This is a genomic window from Shewanella sp. CAL98-MNA-CIBAN-0140, from assembly GCF_040309905.1.
Taxonomy (GTDB): Bacteria; Pseudomonadota; Gammaproteobacteria; order Enterobacterales; family Shewanellaceae; genus Shewanella; species Shewanella psychromarinicola.
In genome coordinates this window covers 14,685-31,693 of record NZ_JBEOPI010000023.1, presented here as the reverse complement: position 1 = coordinate 31,693, position 17,009 = coordinate 14,685, and the positions used below count along the sequence as shown (strand labels likewise).

Sequence of the window (17,009 nt, the reverse complement as noted above, 5' to 3'; positions counted from 1 at the left end):
TTAGGCTTAATGAGTATAACGCCCATAAAAAAGCGCCTTTCGGCGCTTTGTCACTTCATTTTAGTGGCAGCTGAAGCAAACTATTGCAGTAATGAAATATCTGCAACGTGTAAGAACTGCTCACGAAGATTGGTTAATAAGGCTAAACGATTATTTTTCAATGCTTCATCATCAGCCATTACCATCACATCTTCAAAAAACAGATCGACACTTTCGCGTAAGTCAGCTAGCAAGGTTAATGCTTGTTGGTAATCGCCATTGGCAAACAAGGGGGCTAACTGCGGTTGCAGTTGTGCTAGTTTGTCGGCTAAGGCTTTTTCTGCTGTTTCGGTTAATAGTGCTTGGTTGATGGTTTCAGGCAGTTTACCTTCAACTTTAGCCAGAATATTCGATACCCGTTTATTCGCTGCTGCAAGCGCGGTAGAAGCGTCTAAACCACGGAAGTGAGAAACAGCATTAATACGGCTGTCAAAGTCTGCTGGACGAGTAGGGCGACGAGCAAGTACGGCCAAAATAACATTGACTTGAATGCCTTTATCTTGGTACCAAGCACGGAAACGTGCGAGCAGGAACTCAAGGACATCTTCGCCGCTATTGGCATTAGTCACGTTAGCTGCGTGCAATGCTTGAGCTTTAGCTATTAATTCAACTAAGTCGAGTGGCAGTTTGTTTTCAACGATAATGCGTAAAATACCAATGGCTGCACGGCGAAGGGCAAATGGGTCAGCCGCCCCTTTTGGAGCTTGGCCAATACTAAAAATACCCACTAAAGTATCGAGCTTTTCAGCTAACGCAACGGCACATGATACGCTTGCTGTTGGTACTGTATCCCCAGAAAACTTAGGTTTGTATTGCTCTTCAAGCGCCACGGCAACGGCTTCTTCTTCGCCGTCTAAACGGGCATAATGCATGCCCATAGTGCCTTGAGTGTCGGTAAACTCCATAACCATATTGGTCATAAGATCGGCTTTAGACAATAAACCGGCGCGGCTGGCATCAGCACTATTAGTGTTTACACCATTGTCGTTCATTTGCGTTGCAATGAAACCAGCTAGCGTTGAAATACGCTCAACTCGGGCCTTTAATGTGCCCAGTTGTTTTTGAAATACCACAGTTTCCAAGCTATCAATACGAGATTCAAGCTTTTGTTTCTTATCAGTATTAAAGAAAAACTCTGCATCAGCAAGACGAGGGCGCACCACTTTTTCGTTACCTGATATAATCTGTTGTGGATCTTTTGATTCGATGTTGGTAACAAAAATAAAGTTAGGCAGTAGCTTGCCTGCTTTATCAAATACGGGGAAGTATTTTTGGTCACCTTTCATGGTGTAAACCAAGGCTTCAGAAGGCACATCTAAAAACTTTTCTTCAAAACTGGCCGTCAATACAATTGGCCATTCAACTAATGAGGCCACTTCTTCTAATAAGCTGTCTTCAATATCGGCAACGCCGCCTAATTTGGCTGCAGCGGCTTCAGCATCGGCTTTAATCAGTGATTTACGCAGGTGATAATCGGCAAGGACTTTTCCTTGCTCTTTAAGCGCGGCGAGGTAGTTGTCTGCATGATCCAATTCAAAGCTCGCTTGGCCCATAAAGCGATGTCCGCGAATTACGCGGTCAGATTTAATCCCAAGTAATTCGCCAGAAACTATTTCGCTACCTAGTAACATGGTCACTGTGTGCACAGGGCGAATAAACTGCGTTTTGTTGTAACCCCAACGCATTCGTTTTGGAATAGGTAACTTGTCTAACGCTCGCTGTGCCATGTCAGTAATTAAGCTTTTTGTTTCAACGCCAACTACTTTAGCTTGATGAACTAACCATTCACCTTTATCGGTCACTAAACGTTCGGCCTGTTCAACAGTAATACCGTTACCACGCGCCCAACCTTGTGCTGCTTTAGTTGGATTACCGTCTGCATCAAATGCTGAACTGACTGCGGGTCCACGTTTTTCAATCACTTTATCGGCTTGAGCTTGTGCTAAACCAATGACATTAATCGCTAAACGTCGAGGGGCTGCGTACCAAGTTGCAGATTCAAAAGGTAAATCTGCTTTGGTTAATTCATCGGTAAAGTTTGCTAGAAATGATTCGGCTAAAGTGCGCAGTGACTTTGGCGGTAACTCTTCGGTACCAATTTCAATGAGTAAGTTTTCAAAATTCATTCGTTACCTCTACTTACACATTGGGAAGCCAAGAGCTTCACGTGCTTGATAATAAGATTCTGCAACACCTTTTGCCATCGTGCGAACGCGAAGAATATAACGCTGGCGTTCGGTAACTGATATAGCATGGCGAGCATCAAGTAAGTTGAAAGCATGTGATGCTTTCATGACTTGCTCGTAAGCAGGTAATGGTAGCGGTTTTTCGAGTGATAAAAGGTGATGGCACATTTTTTCACACTGGTCGAACAGGGTGAACATAAAGTCGACATCGGCATGTTCAAAGTTATAAGTTGATTGCTCAACTTCGTTCTGATGGAAAATATCACCATAAGTGACACGACCTAAAGGTCCGTCGGTCCAAACAAGATCGTATACACTATCAACTTCTTGAATATACATCGCTAGACGCTCAAGTCCGTAAGTGATCTCACCGGTAACGGGGCTGCATTCAATGCCGCCGACTTGCTGGAAATAAGTAAACTGAGTCACTTCCATTCCATTAAGCCAGATTTCCCAGCCCAATCCCCAAGCACCTAATGTTGGTGATTCCCAATTGTCTTCAACAAAGCGAATATCATGTATTTGGGTATCAATGCCGAGGGCTTCAAGTGAGCCAAGATAAAGTTCTTGGATGTTGTCTGGCGATGGCTTGAGGACTACTTGGAATTGATAGTAATGTTGTAGGCGATTAGGGTTTTCACCATAACGTCCATCAGTAGGACGGCGAGACGGTTGCACATATGCACTGCTCATTGGCTCTGGGCCTAATGAACGCAAGAACGTCTGCGGGTGAAAAGTACCAGCGCCAACTTCCATATCCAGAGGTTGAACAATAGCGCAACCTTGTTGCGCCCAATATTCCTGAAGGGTTAGAATAAAACCCTGAAATGTCTTTACGTCGTGTTTCGTCGTCATGTCTACTACTGTCAGGCTATTAATAGAAAATGGTTATGATTATACCTTGTCGAGCAAGGCAGATGTAGGTTATTTTTTAACGTATACATAAAAACGTTAATGGGACTCTAGTATGCAAGTTAACCGATGTGGTTGGGTAAGTGAAGATCCTTTATATCAGCAATACCACGATACGGTTTGGGGACGACCTCAATTTGATCCCAAACAGCTTTTTGCTAAGTTATGTTTAGACGGTCAGCAGGCTGGATTATCGTGGCTTACTATTTTAAAAAAGCAGCAAAACTATGAGCAATTTTTTGCCAATTTTGAGCCCAGTATTATTGCCCAATATGATCAACACAAGGTGGAAGCATTAATGCTTGAACCGGGTATTGTGCGTAATCGACTTAAAATAAACTCGATCATCAAAAATGCCAAAGCCTATATGGCTTTTGTAGAGCAGGGTAATGATTTTGCTACTTTTTTGTGGGATTTTGTCGGCGGTTCGCCTAACGTTAATCAGTTTGAATCATTGAGTCAAGTTCCAGTGCAAACTCCTGAGTCTGAAGCTATGTCTAAGGCATTAAAAAAGCTTGGCTTTAATTTTGTCGGGCCCACAATTTGCTATGCGTTTATGCAGGCGGTGGGGATGGTTAATGACCACACCACAGATTGTCATTGTTATGGGCAGTTTTAATGAGTCTTGATCGATAATAAAAAGGGCTGTTCCACGTGGAACAGCCCTTTTTTGTCTAAGTCACTTTATTGTAAGTTAACATATTAACTGGTTTAGATTTTCTCGAAGAAAAATGGTTTACGTTGGTGTTTATCACCATTTAGTTGATCCATGGTTTCTGAGTTAAACAACTTACCATTGACCATGGTATAAGTGACTTTATCAGTAGTTCTGATATCGGCTAATGGATCGCCATCAACCACTATTAAGTCTGCCAACTTACCGACTTTAATAGAACCTAGTTGATGGTCCATTCCAAAGGTAATAGCAGGATTTATGGTCGCGGTTTTTAACACCTCCATATTACTCATTCCACCTTGAGCAAACATCCACATTTCCCAGTGAGCGGCTAGACCTTCACGTTGACCGTGTGCACCAATATTGGGTTTTACGCCGAGTTCATTGAGTTCATTTGCTACACGCGCCACGTTAAAGTGGTTGTAATGTGCGTCGGGTGCTGTGGTTCTGCGCATTGAACGTGCATCTAAAATATCGTGTGGTACATACATGCTTAGCCGAGGGTGAGCCCAAACATCGGTTTTGTCATACCAGTAGTTTTCGCCGGAAATACCACCATAGGCGACAACCAGTGTCGGGGTGTAATGGACTTCCGTCTGGCTCCAAAATTGTTTGATGTCGTTATAAATCGAGGCAACGGGTAATGAGTGCTCTACCGTTGTGTGGCCATCGGCAATCATTGACAAGTTATGTTGTAATAAACTGCCGCCTTCTGGTACCACCATCATTTCAAGTTCGCGTGCCGCGGCGATAATTTGCTGGCGCTGATCGCGACGTGGTTGGTTATAGCTTTTAACACTAAAGGCACCAACTTTTTTAAGACGCTCTAAATGGAATTTAGCATCATCGAGCGAGTCAACGTGCGAGGTGTAACCGGGTAGATTTGCGCCATACAAAATGGTACCGGTTGAAAAAATTCGTGGCCCAACAATTCTGCCGGATTTTTGCTGCTCAGAAGCGGCAAATATTTCAGTGGTGTCATTTGATGGATCATGGATCGAGGTCACCCCAAGTGATAAACCTGAATACAATGCCCAGTTTTGCTGTGGAATAATTTCATCATCTGCTTGACCTCCATGAGCGTGGGCATCGAATAAGCCTGGCATAATCGTTTTGCCGCTGATGTCGATGACTTGGGCGTCTTTAGGAATAGTGGTATTAGCACCGCCGACGCTAACAATTTTATTGTCTTTAACAATGACAACACCATTGTCGATCACCTTGTCATTTTCCATGGTGATTACTTTGCCGCCAGTAAACACCACGGTTCCACGTGGAACATCAGCGTTGTCTTTAAAACCCAGAGAGGTGATTGTAGGTTCAACTTTGGTTTCAGACTTTCCATATTGAGTGTCAACTTCTGCTTGATATAAGTCTGGGCCTAAGGTCCAATAAAGTTGGTTGTTTTTTCCGTTCCAGCTAATGCTTTCACCTGCTCTGGTACTCAATTGGATGATAGGCAAATTAGTGGCTTTAGGGCCAATCGCAATGGTTTCACCGTGTTTTGCAAAAGGCGTCACATACACTCTAAAGCGTTCTGCAAACGCTAAGTGCTCACCGTTTGGAGATAGACGAAACTCAGTGGCATGCTCACTGGTGTAATGGGTCCGTTTTTCAAAACCATTCATGCCGATGGATGCGAACTCTGGTGTCTCATCTGAATCCATAAAGTAAACCCGTTCTGGGTCCGCGCCAAATTGGGGCTGATGGCCACTGGCAGTTAGTTTGGTATTCTGTTTACCCTTGATATCGACTTTATATAAACCAGGTTCTTGTGACCAAGTCCGTGGTGTTATGTCGCCACCACGCGCTTTACGGTAAACAACATAGTCGCCATTAGGTGAAAAGGTCGGTTCAACATATTTACCAGGCTCACTGGTTAGTACTTTAGCTTTGCCACCACGGGTGCTAACGACCCTAACGGTGCCTTGTAGTTGGTCTGTCCAAGTGGTAAACACAATATCTTTGCCGTCTCGAGACCATTGTGGGAACAGTTCATTTATATCTTCGTCTAAACGCGTTAGACGTGTTTTTTTACCATTATTTATATTACGGATCCAAATTTTACCTAGAGCCTCAAACACCACTTTGTTGCCGTCTGGTGACACTTGTGCCATACGTAGCATTTTTACATTAAACTCATCTTGGTCGAGATTTTGGGTAAAACGGACCGAGGGTTGAATGTCTCGTTGAGCCTTAACACTAAATGGAATGTCACAGACTTGTTTGCTGTCTACGTCGAGTTTGTTTATTTTACCTTTAGCCCAAAATACGATGTGCTTGTTGTCATTGGTCCATGACATTGTCGGGTAAACACCATGGATTGCCCAGGTTTCCTGCATATCACGATCAAGCTTGTCATAAAGCTTGGTTTCTTTACCTGAGGTTAAATCGACAGAATATAACGTCGATTGGAATCCATCGCGTTTGATGTATGCCAGTGTTTTACCATCAGGACTTGGTGTTGGACGAATTGCACCACCGGTACCTTCGATTATGACTTCTATATCACCCGTCTGAGTATCGTAACGCTTTATTTTATAAATGCCTTTAACTGAGTCTTTAGAGTAGTGAAAGGTTTTGCCTGGGGTGGCATCTTGGCTGAAGTAGATGTAACGCCCATCGGGTGAGTAAGCGGGTTCGCCTAAATCTTTTTGTTCATTTGGGCGCTCTGTAAGTTTAACGCCTTCACCCCCTGCGATGTGATACATCCATACTTCACCAGCTCCTAAGCTGCGGGTACCGGTAAAATGTTTTCTGGCCACCAGGTATTGTGAGTCTGGACTCCAGGCAGGGCTATTTAATAGACGGAACGTTTCGGTGGTAATGGGGTGGGGATTAGTGCCATCGGCATTCATAATCCAAATATTATCGCCGCCATCCTCGTCAGAGGTAAAAGCAATATATTTACCATCAGGACTATAAACGGGCTGCATTTGCCAAGCAATACCTTGTGCTAGTGGGGTTGCTTCACCACCAGCAATCGGTATTTGGTAAATGTCGCCTAATAGATCAAACACAAGGTGTTTACCGTCTGGTGACACATTGATATTCATCCAAGTACCTTCAGAAACATTAATGTCTATTTTTGTCAGAGGTGCACTTTCAGGCGCATTGACGAGCCATTTGGTTTTTTCAACTTCAGCAAAGGCTGCTGTATTTAGCCCTAACGTTAATGCCAGCGCGGTATAAAGTGGTGTTAGTTTTTGTGTAAACATAAATTATCCGTTATTTTTTTAGTTTGTTGTTGGCTTTGTTATTCTAGTTTTTTATTTTACGAATAGCGTTAAATCAGTTCATTTATTCTTAATTCTTATATTAAGTATGAGGTTGAAATGAATTTAATGGCCCCCTTTATCGCATGATTAACGCATAAGGGGTACTACAATTCTGTTTCAATTGATGATGTATATTAACAACTTAATCATGTTGACCCATCGCAAGCGAAGTTTGCAATGAGTTTTTCGGGATAACGTCAGTAATAGAAATGGGTAAATGTGCTGCAGATATTAATGTATCAAGCTTAATTTGAGATGAGTTCTATTTAATGAATGTGGCTAAATTTATTATTTACAGCTTAGCTAAGGATGATTAGATCACCAGGCTGAATTAATCCGCCATTGATGACTCTACACGTAACACCACCACGCCAATCTGGCGTTAATGCCTGTTCTAGACCTGCATGCGCGAGTTCCATTTTTTTACAGGGATCGGTTTCGCCGGTGATCTGCAATCGAAGCTCAGTTCCAATGGTGATAATTTTGCCAACATCAGCGGCGCTAAATTGGTAGCCGTTAATTAATAAATTGGCTCGACGAGTTAACCAATCTAAATCTGTTTTGACCTGTTGGCAGGCTATTTGCCATTGCGGTTTCGACAATACGGTAACTTGGCGTTTGCCTGGTCGGCCAAAAACATCATTTTCCACCCCTCGCGCTAAGGTCACATTGGCACATAAAGCGGGTTTCATTGCGCCGCGTTTTGCCGTTTTGTATGCGATAGCTTCCAAGGTGATAGTCATTATTTACAATCCTTTTTTGAGCAAGTAATGGTAAGGGGCTTTACTGATATCGAAGGCAATTAACGTGTGGTCCATAAATTCACAAAAACTGGGGATATCACGAGTCGTAGCCGGATCATCTGCAATGATGAGTAATGTTTCACCTTCGGCCATTTTTCGAACGGTTTTACGGATCATCATTACAGGTTCTGGGCAGCGAAGTCCAAGTGCATCGAGTTGGTATTGTGCTTGGGTGTAAATATCGGTCATTGAGTGTTATCTATTTTAACTAATCTAATTAGCGCTAATATTACTCTTGTGATTTATGCTTGCCAAGTTTGCTATTAATTTATGTTTTTTTAACGTTTTTTATTTTGCCTAAAACATGTTTCACGTGGAACATTAGCCAAAGTAGGAAAAGAAAAAAATAAAAAAACGAGCCAAAATAGCTCGTTTTTTATTACTGATCATTAATCAGCTTGGCATTGGTAACCTTATACGCGTTCGAATACGGTTGCGATACCTTGACCTAAACCGATACACATAGTGGCAAGACCAAGTGTTGCATCTTTTTCTTCCATTAAGTTAATCAGGGTTGTTGAAATTCGTGCGCCTGAACAACCTAGTGGGTGGCCTAATGCAATCGCGCCACCGTTAAGGTTAATCTTCTCATCGACGACATCTTGCAAGCCAAGATCTTTAACACAAGGTAAAGACTGTGCAGCAAAGGCTTCATTCAATTCGATAAGGTCTAAATCTGCAACAGACAAACCGGCACGAGTTAATGCTTTTTTGGTTGCGGGTACTGGGCCGTAACCCATAATGGCTGGATCACAACCCGCAACAGCCATAGAGCGGATACGAGCTCGAATCGTTAACCCAAGGGCACGCGCTTTTGACTCTTCCATGACCAACATAGCAGAAGCACCATCTGATAATGCTGATGATGTACCCGCTGTCACAGTACCGTTAACTGGGTCGAATGCCGGACGTAAACCCGCAAGCGACTCGAGTGTTGTTTCAGGACGGATAACTTCGTCATTCATCACTTTAATCAGTGTGCCGTTTGCGTCGTGGCCTTCAATACCCCAAATTTCTTTGGCAAAACGACCTTCAATCGTTGCTGCATGAGCACGCTGATGAGAGCGCACGGCAAACGCATCTTGTTGTTCGCGAGTAACACCATACATTTTACCCAACATTTCAGCGGTCAAGCCCATCATGCCTGATGCTTTTGCAACACGGTTTGCGAGGCCTGGATGGAAATCAACACCGTGGTTCATTGGTACATGACCCATGTGCTCAACACCACCAATAATGAAGGTGTCACCTTGGCCGGTCATAATGGCACGAGCCGCTTGGTGAAGGGCATCCATTGACGAACCACATAAACGGTTTACGGTAACGGCGCCAGCTGTTTTAGGAATACCAGCTAATAATGATGCGTTACGAGCAATGTTGAAACCTTGTTCAAGGGTTTGCTGCACACACCCCCAAATCACATCTTCAATGTCATTAGGGTCTAGTTGTGGGTTACGCACTAATAGCGCTTTCATTAGTTCTGCAGACAAGGTTTCTGCACGTACATTTCTAAATACCCCAGCCTTAGAACGGCCCATTGGGGTACGAATGCAGTCTACGATAACAGCTTGTTTCATGATTTAATTCCTTTCCCGCTAATTAGGCTTGGTAGTAACTACCGTTGTTGGCTGCAAGTGCACGCATTGCATCGGTAACTTGATACAAGCCACCCAGATGTGCGTATTTGTCTGCTAGGGCAACAAAGTTTGCTACGCCCATGGTGTCTAAGTAACGGAATACACCGCCGCGGAATGGTGGGAAACCAATACCGTAAACCAGACCCATATCGCCTTCAGCAGGTGATGCAATAATATCTTCTTCTAAACAACGGACGGTTTCGATGATCATCGGGATCATACAACGAGCGATAATATCATCAGACTCGAATGCCTTTAATTCACCAAAAGTGGCGTGCAATAATTCATAGCTTGTTGGATCAATGTCTTTCTTCGGTTTACCGCGACGGTCGACAGAATAAGCATAGAAACCTTTGGCATTTTTTTGACCTAGACGCTTGTTTTCAAACATAATATCGATAGCATCTTTGCCATTTTTACCCATGCGGTCAGGGAAGCCTTCTGCCATTACAGCTTGGGCGTGATGACCGGTATCTAAACCTACTACGTCAAGTAAGTATGCTGGGCCCATAGGCCAGCCAAACTGTTTTTCCATCACTTTATCGACAGCAGCAAAATCAGCACCTTCAGCGAGTAGACCACTAAAGCCGGCAAAATATGGAAACAATACTCGGTTAACGAAGAAGCCTGGGCAATCATTTACCACAATTGGGGTTTTGCCCATTTTGCTAGCGTAAGCCACTACGGTTGCGATGGTTTCTTCAGAGCTATGCTCACCACGGATAATTTCAACTAATGGCATTTTATGCACAGGGTTAAAGAAGTGCATACCGCAGAAACGTTCTGGTTTCTTCAGGCTTTTTGCCAATAAATTGATTGAGATGGTCGAAGTATTTGACGCAATAATGGCATCTTCAGATACGTATTGTTCGACTTCTGCAAGCACTGTCGCTTTCACTTTTGGATGTTCAACAACGGCTTCTACAACGATATCGCTATGTTTAATGGCGGCATAATCTAATGAAGGAGTAATGTTGTTTAATACTTTAGCCATTTTCTCTGGCGTAGAGCGGCCTCGAGCAACTTGAGTCGTAAGGATTTTAGCTGCTTCGTTTAAGCCTAACTCTAATGCTGGCTGAGCGATGTCTTTCATGACAATCGGCGTGCCTTTGCTGGCACTTTGGTATGCAATACCACCACCCATGATACCTGCACCCAATACCGCGGCTTGGTTTACATCATGAGCCAGCTTACCGGCTTTCTTTGCTTTACCTTTTACAAATTGGTCATTTAAGAAAATACCAATTAGGGCTTGGGCAACGTCTGTTTTAGCCAATTTAATGAAAGCCTGTGCTTCCACTTTTAATGCGCCATCACGATCTAAACCTGCAGCGTGTTCAATAACATTCACAGCGGCCATTGGCGCGGGATAATGTTTGCCTGCAACTGAGAACACCATGCCTTTCGCTGTGGCAAAAGACATCATGGCTTCAAGCTTTGGTAACTGTAATGGTGATTGCTTTTTGGTACGTCGGGCTTGCCAATCAAGGCTGCCATTAAGTGCATCATGCAACATTTGGATCGCTGCGGCTTGTAAATTCTCTGGTGCAACAACGGCATCAATAGCACCTACTTTTAAGGCATCTTCTGGGCGTTGATCTTTAGCCGTGGTGATCCACTCAAGCGCATTATCTGCACCAATCACTCTAGGCAATCGCACTGTGCCACCAAAACCAGGAATAAGACCTAATTTTGTTTCTGGTAACCCGATACGAGCATTGGTATCTGCAACACGTAAGTCAGTTGCTAAAATGGTTTCACAACCACCACCAAGCGCAAAACCGTTTACGGCAGAGGCCGTTGGGAACGGTAAGTCTTCTAGCTTATTGAATACCGCGTTGGCTTGTTCAACCCAAGCTAACAAGGTTGCATCGTCTTGTTGAAATAGGGTTAAGAATTCAGTGATGTCTGCGCCAACAATAAAAGTGCTTTTTGCTGATGTCAGCAATAAGGCTTTAATGTCAGTGTTTTGTTTGATGCTGTCTAGCGCGGCATCAAGAGAGGCTATGGTTTCTCTGTCAAATTTGTTTACCGAACCTTGTGCGTTAAAGCACAGTTTGGCAATATTATCTTCAAGTAACTCAACCTGAATGGTAGGGCTTTGGTAGATCATTGCTTGCTTCCTTATTGCTTAAAAGCGACTTCCACATCTTATTTTACTGTGCAGTTATCAAGCTTGAATCACAGCGGTTTCGGCCATCTATTGACCAGCTAATTATCAGTGTGCGACTAAATGAGACAAATTACAACAACCAATTTAAACGGCCGTTTAATTTCTTATCATCTAGGGAGGAGTTTTTATGTTTGTGATAGACTGATCAAGTTAACACTTATTAAAAAAGGGATACTCAATGGATCTGTTAGCCCATCTATATCATGCACACATCGGTGAGCTAAATCGTCGAGTCGCTGAAATTTGTCTGCGTGAGAATATTTCAGGATTAGTTATTCATTCTGGTCAGCCGCACCGACAGTTTTTAGATGATTTAAACTATCCCTTTAAAGTGAACCCGCAATTTAAAGCTTGGTTGCCGATTTTAGATAATCCTAATTGTTGGATTATTGCCAACGGCCAAGATAAACCGCGTTTAGTATTTTACCGTCCGGTCGATTTTTGGCACAAGGTGAATGATTTGCCTGATGCCTTTTGGACTGAGCATTTCGAGATTGAATTATTAACCAAAGCGGATCATATTGCCGAATATTTACCCAAAGAGATAACTCAATGGGCGTATGTTGGTGAGCATTTGGATGTTGCAGATGTATTAGGATTTACCTCTCGAAATCCCGATGCTGTGATGAACTACTTACATTTTCATCGTGCGGATAAAACCGAATATGAACTTGAGTGCATGCGCCGAGCGAATCAAATTGCCGTAAAAGGTCATTTAGCGGCCAAAAATGCTTTTTATAATGGCGCTAGCGAGTTTGAAATACAGCAGCGTTATTTGCTCGAAATTGGCCAGGGTGAAAACGAAGTGCCTTATGGCAATATCGTCGCATTAAATCAAAATGCCGCTATTTTGCATTACACTGCTTTAGAACATATAAACCCAGCACAGCGTTTATCATTTCTCATTGATGCTGGGGCCAGTTATCACGGCTATGCTGCTGATATAACAAGAACTTATGCATTTGAAAAAAACCGATTCTGTGAACTAATTGATGCACTCAAGAAGGTGCAATTAGCCATCATTGACACCATGAAACCCGGGGTTAAATACACCGATCTCCACATTGCGACTCACGAGCACATTGGTCAGTTATTGATTGATTTTGGCTTGGCTAATGGTACGGTTGAGCAGTTAGTTGCCCAAGGCATTACCCGAGCATTTTTCCCCCATGGCTTAGGTCATATGTTGGGGCTACAAGTCCATGATATGGGCGGTTATGCTCATGATGAACGTGGTACTAATGTCGCCGCGCCAGATGATCACCCATTTTTACGTTGCACCCGAGTGTTAGCAGCAAATCAGGTACTCACCATTGAACCTGGTATTTACATTATCGATACCTTGCTTGAGCAACTATCTGCAACCGCTAAGCTAGCCATTAATTGGCAAACTGTTGCTGAGCTGCGTCCATTTGGTGGTATTCGTATTGAAGATAATGTGATAGTGCATCATAACCGAGTGGAAAACATGACAAGAGAGTTTGGTTTAGTTGATTGAATATTATTCAGTTCCAACAGCTAATGTATTGATTCAAGAAGAGATAAAGCATAGTCGCTTTATCTCTTTGTTATTTCATTGTCCACACCCAAATGATATGAAGTTAGCACTTACTGACATAAAGCGGCAATATCCTGGAGCGAATCATTATTGTTATGCTTTTGTCTCTGGCAGCCCTGAAAACACCATTGATATGGGGTCCAGTGATGATGGTGAACCATCAGGTAGTGCCGGCAAACCCATGTTAGCGTGCTTACAAGGCGCAAACATGGGTGAGCTTGGTGCTATTGTGGTGCGTTATTTTGGTGGCACCAAGTTGGGTGTCGGTGGTTTAGTGCGTGCTTATACTTCGGGTATCAAGCAAGGATTAACGCAAATACACACTCAGGTGAAGCATTTAAGGTATCGGGCAAGCTTAGTGTGCCATTATGCACAACTAACTGATGTTGAGTATTTAGTTGCTCAACATGATGGCGTGGTGACGGATAAAATGTTTAGCGACATTGTTGAAATACACTTTGAGCTGGCTAAATCACACCATCAGGCTTTTAATCAAGCATTAGCGACACTGACTCAGGGCCAACTACAAGTAACGTTTACAGTTTGAGCTATGACTAACTTATGCCAGAATGTCACTCAATAGTTAAATCCGACGCAGCACAACTTAAACAGAATCCTTAATGCAATATAAAACAATTATTAGAATCACAGGTTTGCTGATGGGGTTATTTTCAATCACCATGTTGCCGTCAGCATTAGTGGCTATCTTGTATAAAGATGGTGGCGGTACTGCTTTTATTCAGGCCTTTTTTGTCAGTATTTTTTTAGGCTTTTTATTGTGGTACCCCAACCGTCATCAAAAAGGTGATCTACGAACTCGTGAAGGTTTCTTGATTGTGGTGCTGTTCTGGACAGTGCTGGGATCCATAGGTGCGCTGCCGTTTATTTTTGCTAATAACCCCGATTTAAGTTGGACCGACAGTTTTTTTGAATCATTTTCAGCCTTAACCACCACGGGCGCTACCGTGATTGTTGGGCTAGATAATTTACCTAAGTCAATATTGTTTTATCGCCATTTACTGCAGTGGATGGGTGGTATGGGTATCATCGTTTTAGCCGTAGCCATTTTACCGCTGTTGGGTATTGGTGGTATGCAGCTGTACAAAGCTGAAGTACCAGGCCCGGTTAAAGACACTAAAGTGACCCCTCGCATCGCCGAAACAGCTAAGGCTTTATGGTATATATACTTTTTGCTCACTACCGCTTGTGCTTTAGCATTCTACTTTGCTGGTATGGATGCATTTGATGCGATTTGTCATTCATTTTCGACCATTGCGATTGGCGGTTTTTCTACTCATGATGCGAGTATAGGCTATTTTGAAAGCCCGTTAATTAACGTGATTTGTGCTGTTTTCTTGCTCATTGCGGCAGCCAATTTTAGCTTGCACTTTGCTGCATTTACTCGCCGTGGTATTAACGTTAAGGTCTACCTAAAAGACGCGGAGTTTAGGGTTTTGATTGCCGTGCAACTGGTGTTGACCGCAATCTGTTTTGCGACATTATACCAGTCAGGTATTTACGATACTCCTGAGAAAACCCTTGATTATGCCTTCTTCCAAGTGGTATCGATTTCAACTACCGCAGGTTTTGGTACTGAAGATTTCCATTCTTGGCCGTTGTTTTTACCGATTTTATTAATATTCTCAAGTTTTATTGGTGGGTGTGCTGGTTCTACTGGCGGCGGCATGAAAGTCATCCGCTTCATTCTACTTATTTTGCAAGGTTCACGTGAGCTAAAACGATTAGTTCATCCTAAGGCTTTGTATTCCATTAGGATCGGCTCAAAGGTATTACCCGATAGAATTATTGATGCGGTGTGGGGATTCTTTTCCGCTTACGCATTAGTATTTGTGACGTGTATGGTGATTTTAATGGCCATGGACATGGACGCCATTACCGCATTCAGTGCCACTGCCGCGAGTTTAAATAACTTAGGACCCGGTCTGGGTGATGTGGCATCAAATTATGCCAGTATTTCAGACGGTGCCAAGTGGGTACTGGTGATGGCGATGTTATTTGGTCGATTAGAAGTGTTCACCTTATTGGTGTTATTCACCCCTACGTTTTGGAAAAATTAATGATGAAAACTGCAATTCTGTACTCTACAGTCGATGGGCAGACGCTGGCAATTTGTCAGCAAATCAAGCAAATTTTAATGACAAATGGCGAGCAGGTTAGGGTGGTTAACCTAGCGGAGGCTGACGCGGATGATTTAGTTTGTGTCGATAAAGTCGTTATTGGTGCCAGTATTCGATATGGCAAACATCGACCAGAATTGTTCAAGTTTGTTGAGCAACACAAAGCCATACTCGATACCAAGCGGAACAGTTTTTTTAGCGTAAACGTTGTGGCAAGAAAGCCTGAAAAAAACACTCCAGAAACCAATCCTTATATGGTGAAGTTTTTAGGACTCTCGGCTTGGAAGCCTCAGCTATTAGGCGTCTTTGCGGGTAAGATAGATTACCCTCGTTACGGTTTCTTCGATAAGTTTATGATCCGATTTATCATGTGGATGACCAAAGGACCGACCGATACACAGGGAACGTTCGAGTTTACGGATTGGAGTAAAGTCGATGATTATGCCAAACAAATAACAGGGCAAATGTAACCTCATGACACCAACAGCGTGTCCAATGACATATTATTGGGCACACTATTCACTCTCAACGCTATTTAAGCCTTTATGTTAGTTAAGCGCAGTAGCGTCGATGTAGAATAGAGATAACTTCGGTTACTTGCTCATTTTTAAGCGTGTAATAAACCACTTGTGAGCTCTTACGAGTGTTGACCAAATCTTGGGTACGCAGTACCGCTAAATGCTGTGACAATGCTGATTGGCTCAGCGGCACTGTCTCATTTAACTCCGTGACACTTAATTCTTGTTCTAACAATAAACATAAAATCATTAAGCGGTAAGGATTCGCAATGGCTTTTAACCATTGTGCAGCCGTTTCGGCATTAATAAGCATCGTTGCGACATCGATATCTTGCTTCATGAGTGTCCTTATGTAACCTTTAATTGCGAGTTAGTCTGGGTTCAGTTTTGTTTTCTATATCATAATACTTTTGCTTCATAGAGATCTCAATTTAAACGATTAAATATATGAGCCATTTCTAATTTGTGATCTTTGCAGGGGTTTTAAGAGACTTTTTTTGCCAAACTGATGAAAATCAATCAGCAATGAGAATCAAAAATGGCCAATGTTTTAGTGTTGTATTATTCTCGGGGTGGCCACACCGCACATATTAGCCGTGCAATTTCAGAGCAAATTCAATCCCAAGGCGATAATTGTGATGTGATGAATATTCAAGATAAAACCCCAATCGATTGGTCTAAATACCAAGCTGTTGCGTTAGGGGCTTGTGTCTTATATGGCTCATATCACAAATCGGTGTTTGAATTTGTTCGTGAAAATCAGCGACACTTGTCGCAGTTACCCAATAGTTTTTTTTGCGTCAATGTCGTCGCTCGCAAGCCAGAAAAACGCATCCCCGAGAACAATAAATACTTACAGAAGTTTTTAACCTTATCGGCGTGGAAACCCCAAGATGTCAAAATTATTGCCGGTAAAGTCGATTATCCTTCTTGGCCTTGGTATGACAGCTTAATGATCCGCCTTATTATGAAGATGACCGATGGCCCCACCGATCCTACTGCAATTATTGATTATACTGATTGGGACGATGTGAAGGCCTATGCTGACCATATTACCCATTTAGCGTCTTCTGGAGTCGTCATTGCCTAAG

The 17,009-nt window shown here is 42.9% G+C and carries 14 protein-coding genes; 6 read left to right on the top strand and 8 right to left on the bottom strand.

Annotated features, from left to right (window positions below; translation table 11 throughout):
• Positions 1 to 80: 80 nt before the first annotated feature.
• Both glyS and glyQ read right to left on the bottom strand, forming a co-directional pair.
• Positions 81 to 2,165: a glycine--tRNA ligase subunit beta gene (gene glyS / locus AAEY93_RS12940; protein WP_124012922.1), complete on the bottom strand. Its 2,085-nt coding sequence runs from the start codon at positions 2,163 to 2,165 to the stop codon at positions 81 to 83.
• Between the two features lie 9 nt (positions 2,166 to 2,174).
• Positions 2,175 to 3,080, bottom strand: coding sequence for a glycine--tRNA ligase subunit alpha (glyQ, locus tag AAEY93_RS12935; protein ID WP_101033455.1), 906 nt, complete (start codon positions 3,078 to 3,080; stop codon positions 2,175 to 2,177).
• A 112-nt stretch (positions 3,081 to 3,192) separates the two neighbouring features.
• Here glyQ and AAEY93_RS12930 point away from each other — a divergent pair, with 112 nt between their 5' ends.
• The gene (locus AAEY93_RS12930) at positions 3,193 to 3,756 is read left to right on the top strand and encodes a DNA-3-methyladenine glycosylase I (protein WP_101033456.1); all 564 of its coding nucleotides are present in this window, start codon (positions 3,193 to 3,195) and stop codon (positions 3,754 to 3,756) included.
• Between the two features lie 92 nt (positions 3,757 to 3,848).
• Here AAEY93_RS12930 and AAEY93_RS12925 read toward each other — a convergent pair whose 3' ends face one another.
• The 5 genes from AAEY93_RS12925 to fadB form a co-directional block, all read right to left on the bottom strand.
• On the bottom strand, positions 3,849 to 7,031 hold the full coding sequence (locus tag AAEY93_RS12925; RefSeq protein ID WP_124012923.1) for an amidohydrolase family protein: 3,183 nt from the start codon (positions 7,029 to 7,031) through the stop codon (positions 3,849 to 3,851).
• A gap of 359 nt (positions 7,032 to 7,390) precedes the next feature.
• Positions 7,391 to 7,834, bottom strand: coding sequence for an MOSC domain-containing protein (locus AAEY93_RS12920; RefSeq protein WP_124012924.1), 444 nt, complete (start codon positions 7,832 to 7,834; stop codon positions 7,391 to 7,393).
• A gap of 3 nt (positions 7,835 to 7,837) precedes the next feature.
• The gene (gene tusA, locus AAEY93_RS12915) at positions 7,838 to 8,083 is read right to left on the bottom strand and encodes a sulfurtransferase TusA (RefSeq protein ID WP_101033459.1); all 246 of its coding nucleotides are present in this window, start codon (positions 8,081 to 8,083) and stop codon (positions 7,838 to 7,840) included.
• A 224-nt stretch (positions 8,084 to 8,307) separates the two neighbouring features.
• Positions 8,308 to 9,471 (bottom strand): acetyl-CoA C-acyltransferase FadA, encoded by a 1,164-nt coding sequence (fadA, locus tag AAEY93_RS12910; RefSeq protein WP_101033460.1) that lies wholly within the window; start codon positions 9,469 to 9,471, stop codon positions 8,308 to 8,310.
• A gap of 22 nt (positions 9,472 to 9,493) precedes the next feature.
• Positions 9,494 to 11,644 carry a fatty acid oxidation complex subunit alpha FadB gene (fadB, locus tag AAEY93_RS12905; protein WP_351077419.1) on the bottom strand — a complete coding sequence of 717 codons (2,151 nt, stop codon included), beginning with the start codon at positions 11,642 to 11,644 and terminating at the stop codon, positions 9,494 to 9,496.
• 238 nt (positions 11,645 to 11,882) lie between these two features.
• Between fadB and pepQ the strand changes: the two genes are divergently transcribed.
• The 4 genes from pepQ to hemG (AAEY93_RS12885) all read left to right on the top strand — a co-directional run bounded on the left by pepQ (position 11,883) and on the right by hemG (AAEY93_RS12885) (position 15,870).
• The gene (gene pepQ, locus AAEY93_RS12900) at positions 11,883 to 13,202 is read left to right on the top strand and encodes a Xaa-Pro dipeptidase (protein ID WP_351077416.1); all 1,320 of its coding nucleotides are present in this window, start codon (positions 11,883 to 11,885) and stop codon (positions 13,200 to 13,202) included.
• On the top strand, positions 13,195 to 13,809 hold the full coding sequence (locus tag AAEY93_RS12895; protein WP_124012927.1) for a YigZ family protein: 615 nt from the start codon (positions 13,195 to 13,197) through the stop codon (positions 13,807 to 13,809). The genes pepQ and AAEY93_RS12895 overlap by 8 nt, the downstream gene beginning before the upstream one ends.
• Before the next feature lie 73 nt (positions 13,810 to 13,882).
• A complete protein-coding gene (locus tag AAEY93_RS12890; protein ID WP_124012928.1) occupies positions 13,883 to 15,340 on the top strand; it encodes a TrkH family potassium uptake protein in 1,458 nt (485 codons plus the stop codon).
• 2 nt (positions 15,341 to 15,342) lie between these two features.
• Complete coding sequence (gene hemG / locus AAEY93_RS12885) at positions 15,343 to 15,870, top strand: menaquinone-dependent protoporphyrinogen IX dehydrogenase (protein WP_124013015.1); 528 nt, start codon at positions 15,343 to 15,345, stop codon at positions 15,868 to 15,870.
• 82 nt (positions 15,871 to 15,952) lie between these two features.
• Here hemG (AAEY93_RS12885) and AAEY93_RS12880 read toward each other — a convergent pair whose 3' ends face one another.
• Complete coding sequence (locus AAEY93_RS12880) at positions 15,953 to 16,258, bottom strand: ArsR/SmtB family transcription factor (protein ID WP_101033465.1); 306 nt, start codon at positions 16,256 to 16,258, stop codon at positions 15,953 to 15,955.
• Between the two features lie 198 nt (positions 16,259 to 16,456).
• Between AAEY93_RS12880 and hemG (AAEY93_RS12875) the strand changes: the two genes are divergently transcribed.
• Positions 16,457 to 17,008: a menaquinone-dependent protoporphyrinogen IX dehydrogenase gene (hemG, locus tag AAEY93_RS12875; protein ID WP_124012929.1), complete on the top strand. Its 552-nt coding sequence runs from the start codon at positions 16,457 to 16,459 to the stop codon at positions 17,006 to 17,008.
• Position 17,009: the final 1 nt, after the last annotated feature.